10 protein-coding genes and 1 pseudogene are annotated in these 13215 nt (G+C 70.9%); 8 read left to right on the top strand and 3 right to left on the bottom strand.

Annotated elements, in window-relative coordinates:
• Positions 1-622, top strand: a pseudogene (locus tag KVT45_RS15370) (MerR family transcriptional regulator); the annotation flags it as partial.
• Positions 623-628: 6 nt separating this feature from the next.
• Here KVT45_RS15370 and KVT45_RS15375 read toward each other — a convergent pair.
• The 3 genes from KVT45_RS15375 to KVT45_RS15385 form a co-directional block, all read right to left on the bottom strand.
• The gene (locus KVT45_RS15375) at positions 629-2515 is read right to left on the bottom strand and encodes a rhamnogalacturonan lyase (protein ID WP_217547804.1); all 1887 of its coding nucleotides are present in this window, start codon (positions 2513-2515) and stop codon (positions 629-631) included.
• A 120-nt stretch (positions 2516-2635) separates the two neighbouring features.
• Positions 2636-3457, bottom strand: coding sequence for a class I SAM-dependent methyltransferase (locus KVT45_RS15380; protein ID WP_217547805.1), 822 nt, complete (start codon positions 3455-3457; stop codon positions 2636-2638).
• A 5-nt stretch (positions 3458-3462) separates the two neighbouring features.
• Entirely contained in the window at positions 3463-3768 is a 306-nt protein-coding gene (locus KVT45_RS15385; protein ID WP_217547807.1) for a 4a-hydroxytetrahydrobiopterin dehydratase, read from the bottom strand.
• Positions 3769-3886: 118 nt separating this feature from the next.
• Between KVT45_RS15385 and KVT45_RS15390 the strand changes: the two genes are divergently transcribed.
• From KVT45_RS15390 to narI, 7 genes are all read left to right on the top strand, one after another.
• Positions 3887-4735, top strand: a complete 849-nt coding sequence (locus KVT45_RS15390; RefSeq protein ID WP_217547809.1) for a helix-turn-helix domain-containing protein — start codon at positions 3887-3889, stop codon at positions 4733-4735.
• A gap of 86 nt (positions 4736-4821) precedes the next feature.
• On the top strand, positions 4822-5685 hold the full coding sequence (locus tag KVT45_RS15395; RefSeq protein ID WP_217547811.1) for a helix-turn-helix transcriptional regulator: 864 nt from the start codon (positions 4822-4824) through the stop codon (positions 5683-5685).
• A 67-nt stretch (positions 5686-5752) separates the two neighbouring features.
• Positions 5753-6568: an SAM-dependent methyltransferase gene (locus KVT45_RS15400; RefSeq protein ID WP_217547812.1), complete on the top strand. Its 816-nt coding sequence runs from the start codon at positions 5753-5755 to the stop codon at positions 6566-6568.
• A 78-nt stretch (positions 6569-6646) separates the two neighbouring features.
• Positions 6647-10330, top strand: a complete 3684-nt coding sequence (locus KVT45_RS15405) for a nitrate reductase subunit alpha (RefSeq protein ID WP_217547814.1) — start codon at positions 6647-6649, stop codon at positions 10328-10330.
• Positions 10330-11934: a nitrate reductase subunit beta gene (gene narH / locus KVT45_RS15410; protein ID WP_217547816.1), complete on the top strand. Its 1605-nt coding sequence runs from the start codon at positions 10330-10332 to the stop codon at positions 11932-11934. Before KVT45_RS15405 ends, narH begins: the two co-directional genes overlap by 1 nt.
• Positions 11934-12428: a nitrate reductase molybdenum cofactor assembly chaperone gene (gene narJ, locus KVT45_RS15415; RefSeq protein ID WP_217547817.1), complete on the top strand. Its 495-nt coding sequence runs from the start codon at positions 11934-11936 to the stop codon at positions 12426-12428. Before narH ends, narJ begins: the two co-directional genes overlap by 1 nt.
• Positions 12425-13141, top strand: coding sequence for a respiratory nitrate reductase subunit gamma (narI, locus tag KVT45_RS15420; protein ID WP_217547819.1), 717 nt, complete (start codon positions 12425-12427; stop codon positions 13139-13141). The genes narJ and narI overlap by 4 nt, the downstream gene beginning before the upstream one ends.
• The last annotated feature ends 74 nt before the right edge of the window (positions 13142-13215 follow it).

Below are 13215 nucleotides of genomic sequence, written 5' to 3' on the forward strand. Positions count from 1 at the left end.
GTCGATGTCCGACGACGACCGCGACCGGCTCGTAGACCGGTTCTGGGACTTCGTGACCGACGGCCTGGACGTTCATCCCGGCTATGTCGAGCGGCTGTACAGCCTGCGGCCGCACCTGCCCGAGGAGCCGTCCACCGAGCAGCTGGAGGCCTGGATCGAACTCGCCGAGATCGTGCAGGACGAGGGGTTCCGCACGGCACTGCGGGACTTCTTCCACCGCACCTTCGGCACCGAGCAGGGCAGGCTGATGGCGTCACCGGAGATGATGGCCCACATCGAGCGGCATCGGACGCTTCTCCTGGAGGCACGGGCCTCCCAGCAGGCCGGCGTGCCCGCGGACTCACCGCAGGCCCGGGACATCGCCGAGCGGGTGGCCGCCGACTCGGCCGAGTTGATCGCCGCCATGACAGGGGAGCACGACGTCGACAGGGCCCGGCGCGGCATCGTCGAGTTCGACCGGAACGGCAAGGCGGCGCAGCGGCTGGCCGCGGCGACCGGTCTGAAGCTGCTGACCAGGTACCAGTCCCTGGTGGCGACGGTCAACGGTACGCCCAAGCCGGATCCGGACCGGGCGGCGGCAATCCGGGAGTGGATGGCCGCCGCCCTGCGCCAGGGCGCGTAGTCGGTCTCAGGGTGTGTAGACCGCCGGCCGAGGTGCTGTCGGCATCCCGTCGCCGATGAAGAAGCTCGGGTGGGGCGGCTGGTTGTAGGCCGTGTTCTGCCAGGCCAGGGCCGTGCGGTACTGGGTGTCGTGGAGCAGGGTCGTGATCTTCGTACTGGTCTCGTACGGGGTGGAGTAGATCCGCAGGGCCGTGTTGTCGGTCGTCGGCCAGACGACCTCCTCGCGCCAGTCGCCGAGGATGTCCCCGGCGAGCGACGGGGTGGCCTTGGTGCTGTTGTTCGAGTGCACGTCGGTGGCGGTGAGAAGGCGGGTGTCGGCTGACGTGCCGTACTTGTCGATGTGGGTGTCGTCGAGGAGTTCGCGGACCGGGTCGCCGTCCCACCAGGCGAGGAAGTTGGTGCTGGAGGGCTTGCGGCTCGCGACCACCGTGCCCTGCGGGTTGCGGACCCCGTCCGCGTGCGAGGACCAGGACTCGGCGCCCGCGCTGCCCGCCCAGATGTCGCCCGCGACGCCCCGGCCGTTGTCGCCGTTGGGGTCGGTCGACCAGAGGATCTCGCCGGTCTTCGCGTCGGCCATCCAGGAGGACGGCTTGGAGCTGTCCTCGTCGACCTTGAACTCCTCCAGTCCGGGCCGTGCGGGGTCGAGGTCGCCGACGTGCATGGCGTCGCCATGGCCGTTCTTCGTCGTCCACAGGCCGGAGCCGTTGTCGTCGACGGCCATCGAGCCGTACACGATCTCGTCCTTGCCGTCGCCGTCGACGTCGGCGATCGACAGCTGGTGGTCGCCCTGGCCGTCGTAGCCCTTGCCGGTGTTGGTGGAGGAGTTGGTGTCGAAGGTCCAGCGGCGGGTGAAGGCGCCGTTGCGCCAGTCCCACGCGGCGATGACGGTGCGGGTGTAGTAGCCCCGCGCCTCGATCAACGAAGGCCGGGCACCGTCCAGATACGCCGTGCCGGCGAGGAAGCGGTCGACGCGGTTGCCGTAGGAGTCGCCCCACGAGGACACCGTGCCGCGCGCCGGGACGTAGTCGACCGTGCCCATCGCCCTGCCGGTCTGGCCGTTGAACATGGTCAGGTACTCGGGGCCGGACAGGACGTAGCCGCTGGAGTTGCGGTAGTCGGCGGACGCGCTGCCGATGACCGTGCCGGTGCCGTCGACCGTGCCGTCCGCCGTCTTCATGGCGACCTCGGCCTTGCCGTCGCCGTCGTAGTCGTACACCTGGAACTGGGTGTAGTGCGCGCCGGAGCGGATGTTCCGGCCCAGGTCGATGCGCCACAGGCGGGTGCCGTCGAGCTTGATGCCGTCGAGGATCGTGTCGCCGGTGTAGCCGGACTGGGAGTTGTCCTTGGCGTTGGTCGGCTGCCACTTGAGGACGAAGTCCAGCTGGCCGTCGCCGTCGAGGTCGCCGACCGAGGCGTCGTTCGCCTCGTAGGTGTAGGCGACGCCGTCGGGGGTGGTGCCGCCCGTGGGCGGGGTGATCGGGACGTCCTTGTAGCCGGCGCGGAACTGGATCGCGTGGACGGAGTCGGCCTGTTCGACGCCGCCCACGATCGCGCGGACCGTGTAGTCGGCCTGGGCGGGGGCGCCGGAGTGGAAGTAGTTCGTGGAACCGGTGATCGGGGTGGAGTTGACCTTCGTACCGGCGCGGTAGACGTTGAAGGAGACGTCGTCGGGGTCGGTGCCGAGCCAGCGCCAGCTGACCAGGTTGCCGGCATCGGTGTGGACACTGACCACGCCCCGGTCGAGGGCCTCGACCTGGCGGGCGGTGGCGGCTGCGGCGGTGGTGGGAGAGAGCGCGGTAAGGCCGGCGGCGATCAGTGCCGCGATCGCGGTGACCGCCGGGAGGAGGGCGCGGCGTCTGCGGTGTGGGTAAGGGTGCGGGTGCGGGTGCTGCATGGGACGAACCTCCAGAGCATGCGGACGGGGTTCCGCACACTCGGTCGCCGCCGATCGCCGTCTCGTTGCCGTTGCTTTGCGCCAACTCGGCGTTTCTTCCGGCCGGTTAGGCGAGCAGTCTCAGTCGGCCACCGGTTTCCGGTACGCCCGTACGCCGAAGCGGGGATCGGGCCTGCGGCGGTCCTGGTCGGGCAGGGACGCCAAGCGCTCGGCGAACCCCTCGACGCGGGGGTCGTCGGGCGGGAGCATCGTGAACCAGCCGCGCCGCAGGTCGGCGAGGGTGGAGCGGGGGCTGCGGCCCTGGCCTACGCCGGTGAACGCGGCCTTCCCGGCGGGCAGCAGGCCGCTCGCCAGAGCATACGCGCTCACCTCCGCGGAGGCGTCGGACGCCGGGCGGCGCGGGCGGGCGGCGAGGACGGCGTCGATGTCGCTGCCGACGTCGTGCGCGGCGGCCTTGTCGACGGTGGTGACGTACACCCCGCCGGGCCGCAGCACCCGCGCGCACTCGGCGACGATCGCGCGGACCTCGGCGGTGTCCGCCATGAGGTGGAGCAGCCATACGGTCGTGACGGCGTCGAACGTCGCGTCGGCGAAGGGGAGTCGGCGGCTGTCGGCCAGCAGGACCGACCCCGGCAGCCGGGCCGCCGCCATCCGTGCCATGCCGGGTGCGCGGTCCGCGCCGGTGACCCGGAGCGTGGGGCGGGCGGCGGCGAGCCGGCGGGTGACGATGCCGGTACCGCAGGCGAGGTCGAGGAGACGGCCGGGGCGGTCGGCGTCGTCGGGGCTGCAGGCGTTGTCGGGGCTGCAGGTGTGGCCGGTCCGGCGGGTCCTGCCCGTGCTGTCGGGTATCAGAGTGAGGACGGCGTCGGCGGCTGCCTCGGCGCGGGCCTCGCCGCCGCGTGTCGCGTCGTAGGCGCCGGCTTCCTTGTCGTAGTCGAGCACATGGCTCAGTGTGCGCCGTGGCCTGGGGCGATGTCCTCCACCCTGTGGGCGAGTTCGAAGTCCTTGGCGGTGACGGCGCCGCCCACGCTGTGGGTGTTCACGGTGAGGGTGACGGTGTGGTAGCCGAGGGTGAGGTCGGAGTGGTGGTCGAGTTCGTCCTGGATGTGGGCGATGTGCACGACCAGGGCGACGGCGGCGAAGTGGGAGCCGAGGCGGTAGGCGCGGGCGAGCCGGTCGCCGTCCAGCGCCCAGCCGGGCAGCTCGGCCAGCCGGTCCTCGATCTCCTTCTGCGACAGCGGTGCGACGGCCATGGTGCGGCTTCCTTCCCGGTGACCAGCGAGTTGCGTACGTGCGGTCAGCCTGCCATGAACAGGCCTTCCGGGCGGCTAGGACGGTCGCGTGTCCGGGGCCTCGGCTACGGTCGTCGGCATGACCCTTGTCGCGTCCGGTCCCGCCGCCACCCCGACCGCCCCCGACGGCAAGGGTGTCGGCCCGCTGCTGCGCGCGTGGCGGGAGCGGCGGCGGGTGAGCCAGCTGGAGCTGGCACTGCGTGCCGATTCCTCGGCCCGGCACATCAGCTTCGTCGAGACGGGCCGGGCGCGGCCGAGCGAGGAGATGGTGCTGCGGCTGGCCGAGCACCTGGACGTGCCGGTGCGGGAGCGCAACGCGCTGCTGCTGGCGGCCGGTTACGCCCCGCACTACCCGGAGACCCCGCTGGACGACCCGGCGCTGGACGCGCTGCGCGACGGCATGGAGCGATTGATCCAGGGCTACGAGCCGTATCCGGCGCTGGTCGTGGACGCCACGTACACGGTGGTCGCCGCCAACCGGGGTGTCGCGATGCTCGTGGAGGGCGTCCCGGAGTCGCTGCTCGCGCCCGCCCCGAACGCGATGCGGCTGACCCTGCACCCGGACGGGCTGGCACCGCGCATCCGCAACCTGCGCGAGTGGCGCGGGCATCTGCTGGCGCAGATGGAACGCCAGATCGCCCTGCACCGCTCGGAGGCGCTACGGGAGTTGTACGAGGAGGTCGCCGCCTATCCGGCGCCGGCCGGCTCGGGCGACGGTGAACCCGCCGAAACCACCGAATCCACCGGACCCGTCGCGTACTTCGCGCTGCCGATGCGGATCGAGCACGCGGGGCGGGTGCTGTCGTTCGTGTCGTCGATCTCGACGTTCAACACGCCGATGGACGTGACGGTCGCCGAGCTGGCCATCGAGACGTTTCTGCCCGCGGACCCGGCGACCGCCAAGTACCTGAACTCGCTGGTAAGTTGACGTAAGCAGTTCTCTCGACCAGGTGTGCGATGCGGCATCGCGTGGCACACTGCTCCCCGTACTTGTGCACGTAGGGGAGGCGTGGCGTGAGTGAGCGGCGTGCTGCGCCCACGGTCGGGCAGGTCGTGCTCGGCAAGCGGCTCCAGGAGCTGCGCGAGGCGGCCGGCCTGGGCCGGGACGAGGCGGCGCGGGTACTGCGGGTGGCACAGGCGACCGTGCGGCGCATGGAGATGGCCGAGGTCGCGCTGAAGATCCCGTACATCCAGGTGCTGCTGGAGACGTACGGAGTGGCCGAGGAGGAGCAGGCCGCGTTCGTGCGGCTGGCCGAGGAGGCCAATCAGCCGGGCTGGTGGCAGCGGTTCCACGACGTGCTGCCGGACTGGTTCAGCCTGTACGTGAGCCTGGAGGGCGCCGCCCGGGTCATCCGCTCCTACGAACCGCACTTCTTTCCCGGCCTGTTGCAGACCGAGGCGTACGCGCGGGCCGTGATGGAGGCCGGGACGATCGGCCACAGCGACCCCACGGCCGTCGAGCGGCATGTGGCGCTGCGCATGACCCGGCAGCGGCTGCTGGAGCAGGACGATCCGCCCCACCTGTGGGTGATCATGGACGAGACGGTGCTGCGGCGCCCGGTGAGCATCCACTGCGAGGTGATGCGCGACCAGGTCGACAAGCTCCTCGCCTACATCGAGCGGGACCGGATAACCCTCCAGCTCGCCGAGTTCGCGAGGGGCCCGCACCCGGGGACGTACGCGCCGTTCACCCTGTTCCGGTTCGCCGAGCCGGAGCTGCCCGACATGGTCTTCACCGAGTATCTGACCGGCGCCCTGTACCTGGACTCCCGTGACGAGGTCGGGGCGCATCTGGAGGTCCTGGACCACATGACGGCCCGGGCGGCCTCGGCGCAGCGGACCGAGGAACTGCTCCGCGAGTACCGCGACAAGATCTGAGCGGGAGTACCGACACAAACCCCGAGCGGGAGTACCGCGACAAACCCTGATCCGAGGAGCACAGACTGTGACCGCACCCGAGCCCGCCCCGATCTCGATCGACACGAGCCGGCCGCACCCGGCGCGGGTGTACGACTGGTGGCTGGGCGGCAAGGACAACTACCCGGTGGACGAGGAGCTGGCCCGGCGGATCCTCGCCGTGGACGGCACCGTGCTGCGCGGGGCCCGTGCCAACCGCCGGTTCATGCAGCGGGCCGTGCGGACCGTCGCCGAGTCCGGCACCCGCCAGTTCCTGGACATCGGCACGGGCATCCCGACCGAGCCGAACCTGCACCAGGTGGCGCAGGGCGTGGCAGCGGAGTCGAAGGTGGTGTACGCGGACAACGACCCGATCGTGCTGCGCCACGCGGAGGCGCTGCTGCGGGGCACGGCGGAGGGCAGCACCGCGTATGTGCACGCCGACGTCCGGGACGTCGACACCCTGCTGGCCCGGGCCGCCGAGACCCTGGACTTCAAGGAGCCCGTCTCGCTGTCGCTGGTGGCGCTGACCCACTACCTCGACGACGACCCGGACGGCGACGACGTGTACGGCCTGCTACGCAGGTACGTCGAGGCGCTCGCTCCGGGCAGCCATCTGATCCTGTCCCAGGTCACCCCTGACCTGAGCCCGGAGGCCATGGAGCAGGCGGCCGCGAACTTCCGGCGCAGCGGGACGCCCTTCCACCCGCGTGCGCTGCCCGCGTTCTACCGCTTCTTCGACGGCCTGGAGCTGCTCGGCCCCGGGGTGATCCCGGTCTCCGGCTGGCGTCCGGAGCCGGTGGACGTGGCCGTCCAGGCAGAGGGCATCGTGCCGGTGTACGGCGGTGTCGCCCGCAAGGTCTGACCCGTCCGGGCGCCCTGAACAGGTGCGTTCCCGTGCCCGCCCCTAGCGTCGAAGCAAAGGGTGAGCGAGGGAGCGGACGTGACCGACACGCGGACACCGCCGAAGGAGCCGGGTGCGGCGCTGCTGAGCGCCGCCCGGTTCTTCCGGCCCGGCACGCCCGCGCCCGATCTGCACAGTGTGGCCCTGACCGGCGGCCGGGAGGCAGATTCCTTCTACCGGGACCGCTGGAGCCACGACAAGGTGGTGCGCTCCACGCACGGGGTGAACTGCACCGGCTCGTGCCGCTGGAAGGTGTACGTCAAGGACGGGATCATCACCTGGGAGACCCAGGAGACGGACTATCCGTCGGTCGGCCCCGACCGCCCGGAGTACGAGCCCCGCGGCTGCCCGCGCGGCGCCGCGTTCTCCTGGTACACGTACTCGCCGACGCGGGTACGTCATCCGTACGTCCGGGGCGTGCTCCTGGAGATGTACCGGGAGGCGAAGCGGCGGCTCACGGACCCGGTGCTGGCCTGGGCGGACATCCAGAACGACCCCGAGCGCCGCCGCCGTTACCAGCAGGCGCGCGGCAAGGGCGGTCTGGTGCGGGCGAGTTGGGACGAGGCGGTGGAGATCGTCGCCGCCGCGCAGGTGCACACGATCAAGGCCTACGGCCCGGACCGCATCGCGGGCTTCTCCCCCATCCCCGCGATGTCGATGGTGTCGCACGCGGCCGGCGCCCGCTACCACTCCCTGATCGGCGCCCCGATGCTGTCGTTCTACGACTGGTACGCGGACCTTCCGGTGGCATCGCCGCAGGTGTTCGGCGACCAGACGGACGTGCCGGAGTCGGGCGACTGGTGGGACGCGGCCTATCTGATGATGTGGGGCTCGAACGTCCCGGTGACCCGCACCCCGGACGCGCACTGGATGGCGGAGGCCCGCTACCGCGGCCAGAAGGTCGTGGTCGTCTCCCCCGACTACGCGGACAACGCCAAGTTCGCCGACGAGTGGCTGCACCCGCACCCCGGCACGGACGGCGCGCTCGCCCTCGCGATGGGCCACGTGATCCTCAAGGAGTTCTTCGTCGATCGCGAGACCCCGTTCTTCGCGGACTACGTACGGAAGTTCACCGACCTGCCGTTCCTGGTGACGCTCACCGAGCGGGACGGCGCGTATGTGCCGGGCAAGTTCCTGCGCGCCGCCGACCTCGGGCAGCGAGGCGAGGGCGCCGAGTGGAAGACCGTCGTCCTGGACGCCGCCTCCGGTCGCGCGGTCGTCCCGAACGGCTCCCTCGGCTTCCGCTGGACGGACCCCGGCAAGGGCCGCTGGAACCTCGAACTCGGTGACATCGAACCCCAGTTGACCCTGTACGGCAGTGCGGTGGCGGCAGGGGTCGAGGTACTGCTCCCGCGCTTCGACACCGACGGCGGCGAGCACGGGCAGGGCAGCGGGGACGTCCTGCGGCGCGGGGTCCCGGCGACCCGCCTCGGCGGTGCGGACGGCCCGCTGGTGACGACCGTCTACGACCTGCTGCTCGCCCAGTACGGCGTGTGGCGGCACGGGCTGCCGGGCGGCTGGCCCACCCACTACGACGACGCCGACGCCCCGGGCACCCCCGCCTGGCAGGAGCGGCACACCTCGGTCCCGGCCGCCAGATGCGTGAAGATCGCCCGGGAGTTCGCCCGGACCGCCGAACGCTCCAAGGGCCGCTGCATGATCCTGATGGGCGCCGGCACCAACCACTGGTTCCACTCCGAGACCATCTACCGCGCCTTCCTGGCCCTGCTCCAGCTCACCGGCTGCCAGGGCCGCAACGGCGGCGGCTGGGCGCACTACGTGGGCCAGGAGAAGTGCCGCCCGGTCACCGGCTGGGCCTGCCTGGCATCGGCCAACGACTGGTCCCGGCCGCCGCGCCAGATGATCGGCACGGCCTACTGGTTCCTCAACACCGACCAGTGGCGTTACGACCGGTTCGGCGCCGACGTTCTGGCCTCACCCCTGGGCGAGGGCAGGTTCGCCGGGATGACCGGCGCCGACTGCCTCGCGCTGTCGGCCCGTTCGGGCTGGATGCCGTCGTACCCGACCTTCGACCGCAATCCCCTCGAACTCGGTGAGGTGTCCGGCGACCCCGTGTCCAAGGCGGTGGCCGAACTCCGCGCAGGCACCCTGAGGTTCGCGTGCGAGGACCCGGACGCCCCGGAGAACTGGCCGCGTGTCCTGACCCTCTGGCGGGCCAACCTCCTCGGCTCGTCGGCGAAGGGCGCCGAGTACTTCACCAAGCACCTCCTCGGCACGCACTCCTCCCTGCGCGCCGAGGAGGCGGGCCCCGACCAGCGCCCCCGGGACGTGACCTGGCGGGACGAGGCACCTGAGGGCAAGCTCGACCTGCTCCTCTCCCTGGACTTCCGGCAGACCTCCTCCACCCTGCTGTCGGACGTCGTGCTGCCCGCCGCCACCTGGTACGAGAAGCACGACCTGTCGTCCACCGACATGCATCCCTACGTACACGCCTTCACCCCGGCCGTGGACCCGCCCTGGCAGGCGCGCACCGACTTCGACGCCTTCAAGGCGCTCGCGGAGCGGCTGAGCGAGCTGGCCGTCCACCATCTCGGGGTGCGCAGGGACCTGGTGGCCGTGCCGCTGCAGCACGACACCCCGGGCGAGACGGCCCAGCCCGGCGGGGTAGTGCGGGACTGGCAGCGCGGGGAGTGCGAGCCGGTGCCCGGGGAGACCATGCCGAACCTGGTCGTGGTCGAACGGGACTACGCCGCGATCGGCGCCAAGTTCACGGCACTCGGCCCGCTGGTGGAACAACTGGGCCTGCCTGCAAAGGGAATCGCTCTGAGGCCGGACGAAGAGGTCGTGCGTCTTGGGGAGTTGAACGGAGTCGGATATCAGGGTCGTCCCTGCCTCGACACGGCGGTGAAGGCGGCCGACGCCATCCTCGCGCTCTCCGGCACCACCAACGGCCGCCTCGCCACCCAGGGTTTCCGCACCCTGGAGCAGCGCACCGGGCAGCGGATGGCCCATCTGGCCGCCGAGCACGAGGGCAGGCGGGTCACGTACGCCGACACGCAGGCCGCGCCGGTCCCGGTGATCACCTCACCGGAGTGGTCGGGCAGCGAGTCCGGCGGCCGCAGATACACGGCGTTCATCCTCAACACCGAGCATCTCAAGCCCTGGCACACGCTCACCGGCCGCCAGCACTTCTTCCTCGACCACGACTGGATCCACGAGCTCGGCGAGGCGCTGCCGGTCTACCGGCCGCCGCTGGACATGAACAGGCTGTTCGGCGAGCCGTGCCTCGGCCCGGACGGGCAGCGGGAGGTGACGGTCCGTTACCTGACCCCGCACAGCAAGTGGTCGATCCACTCCGAGTACCAGGACAACCTGTTCATGCTCGCGCTCTCCCGGGGCGGCCAGAACATCTGGATGTCCCCGCAGGACGCGGACGCGATCGGGGTCGGGGACAACGACTGGGTCGAGGCGGTCAACCGCAACGGCGTGGTGACGGCCCGGGCGGTCGTCTCGCACCGGATGCCGGCCGGCACGGTCTACCTGCACCACGCCCAGGAGCGCACGGTGGCGGTCCCCAGGACGGAGACCACCGGCATGCGCGGCGGCATCCACAACTCGCTGACCCGGCTGCTCTTCAAGCCCTCGCACCTGATCGGCGGTTACGCCCAGCTGTCCTGGGCCTTCAACTACCTGGGCCCGACCGGCAACCAGCGCGACGAGGTGACGGTGATCCGCCGTCGCGGCCAGGAGGTCGAGTACTGATGCGCCCGATGGCCCAGATCGCGATGGTGATGAACCTCGACAAGTGCATCGGCTGTCACACCTGTTCGGTCACCTGCAAGCAGGCGTGGACCAACCGGCGGGGCATGGAGTACGTCTGGTTCAACAACGTCGAGACCCGCCCCGGCCAGGGCTATCCGCGCCGCTACGAGGACCAGGAGAGATGGCGCGGCGGCTGGGAGCTGAACCGGCGCGGCGCACTGAAGCTCAAAGCCGGCGGCCGACTGCACAAGCTGGCCGGGATCTTCGCCAACCCCAGGCTCCCTGAGATCAAGGACTACTACGAGCCCTGGACGTACGAGTACCGCAACCTCACCGACGCCCCGCTCGGCGACGACTACCCGGTGGCCCGCCCGGTCTCCCAACTCGACGGCAAGCCGATGAAGATCGAGTGGTCGTCGAACTGGGACGACAACCTGGCCGGCGCCCCCGCCCACGGTGACCTGGACCCGATGGTCGAGCGCGCCCGTCAACAGGCCTCGGACAAGGTGAGGTTCGAGTTCGAGCAGACCTTCATGTTCTACCTGCCGCGCATCTGCGAGCACTGCCTCAACCCGTCCTGCGTGGCCTCCTGTCCGTCCGGGGCGATGTACAAGCGGACCGAGGACGGCATCGTGCTGGTCGACCAGGACCGGTGCCGGGGCTGGCGGATGTGCGTGACCGGCTGCCCGTACAAGAAGGTCTACTTCAACCACGCGACCGGCAAGGCCGAGAAGTGCACGCTGTGCTATCCGCGGATCGAGGCCGGCCTGCCGACGGTCTGCTCGGAGACCTGCGTGGGCCGGCTGCGCTACCTCGGGGTGGTCCTCTACGACGCCGACAAGGTGACGGCGGCGGCCGCGACCGAGGACGAGAAGGCGCTGTACGAGGCCCAGTTGGGCGTCTTCCTCGACCCGGAGGACCCGGCGGTGCGGCTGGCCTGCGCGGCGGCGGGCATCCCGGACGACTGGACGGAGGCGGCCCGCCGCTCCCCGGTCCACGCGCTGATCAGCAGGTACCGGGTGGCGCTGCCCCTGCACCCGGAGTACCGCACTCTGCCCATGGTCTGGTACATCCCGCCGCTGTCCCCCGTCGTGGACGCGCTCTCCGAGACCGGCCACGACGGCGAGGACGCCGACAACCTGTTCGCCGCGATCGACACCCTGCGCATCCCCCTCGCCTACCTGGCCGAGCTGTTCGCCGCGGGTGACACCGCCCCGGTCCGCGCCTGTCTGGAGAAGCTCGCGGCGATGCGCTCCCACATGCGCGCGCTCAACCTGGGCGAGGAGCCGGATCCGGCGATCGGCTCCGCGGTCGGGATGCGGCCGCAGGAGATCGAGGCGATGTACCGGCTGCTGGCGATCGCCAAGTACGAGGACCGGTACGTGATCCCGACGGCGGCCGTCGGCGACGCCCGCCGCCTGGAGGAGTCCGCGCTGCCCGACGGATGCAGCCTCGACTTCGACGGCGGCCCCGGCATGGGCGGCGACGGCCCCTTCGGCCAGGACTCGGGGCGGAAACTGCTCCCTGTGGTGTCGGTGGCGAACTTCCACGGTCTGCGCAGACGGCAGACCGCCGACACTCCCGACGAGGCGAAGGAGGACTGATGCCCTCGGACGCGGTGTTCTACCAGGCGGCGGCGCTCTGTCTGACCTACCCGGACGACGACTTCATCGCCCGGCTGCCGCTGCTGCGCGAAGCCGCCCCGCAACTGCGGGAGTTCACCGATCACGCGACGGTGACCCCACCGCAGGAGCTGGCCGCGCACTATGTGCAGGTCTTCGACTTCAAGAACCGCCACAGCCTCTACCTCAGCTGGTGGCGGGACGGCGACACCCGCCGCCGGGGCATGTCCCTGGTCCGGTTCCAGGACATCTACAAGGCGTACGGCATGGAGTTCACCGGCGAGGAACTGCCGGACTTCCTCCCCGCCGTCCTGGAGTTCACGGCCCGCACCGGCAACACCGACCTGCTCACCGAGCACCGCGACTGCCTGGCACAACTCCGCTGCCGCCTCGCCGACTTCGGCACCCCGTACGCGTCCGTCCTGGACGCGGTCTGCGCCACCCTGCCGGCCGCGCCCACCGGAGTCCGCCCATGAACACACTCCTGTGGGGCGCCCTGCCGTACGTCGCCCTGGCCCTCCTGGCCGCCGGCCTCGTCTGGCGCTACCGCTACGACAAGTACGGCTGGACCAGCCGCTCCTCCCAGATCTATGAGTCGAGACTCCTGAACATCGCCTCCCCCGCCTTCCACTACGGCATCTTGTTCGTCCTGGCCGGCCACCTCGTCGGCCTGTTCGTCCCGGCGTCCTGGACACGGTCGCTGGGCGTCGGCGAGCACACGTACCACCTGTTCTCCCTCTACGGCGGCACGCTCGCGGGCGCCCTCGCGGTGGCCGGCCTGGCCCTCCTCCTCTTCCGCCGCCGCACCCGGGCCCCCGTCTTCCACGCCACGACGGCGAACGACAAGGTCATGTACCTGTTCCTGTTCGCCGCGATCGTGCTGGGCATGACCGCGAAGCTGACCCACGCCTCCGGCGACGGCTACGACTACCGCGGGACGATCGCCCCCTGGGCCCGCAGCCTGTTCACCCTCCGGCCGAACACCGCGCTCATGGCGGGCGTCCCGGTCCTGTACCAGGTCCACGCGGTCATCGGCATGATCCTCATCGCCCTGGTCCCCTGCACCCGCCTGGTCCACATGTTCAGCGCCCCGGTGCAGTACCTGTTCCGCCCGTACGTGGTGTACCGGTCAAGGGACCCGAGACAACTGGGCCCACGGCCGGAGCGGCGGGGCTGGGAGACCAACTGATCTCTTTCCACCCGCAACCAGACTTTTTCCCGCCGCAACGGCGATCAGCCACGACGGCGGAACCCGGCGGTACC

The sequence above is a fragment of the Streptomyces sp. GbtcB6 genome (assembly GCF_019091475.1).
Lineage (GTDB): Bacteria > Actinomycetota > Actinomycetes > Streptomycetales > Streptomycetaceae > Streptomyces > Streptomyces hyaluromycini.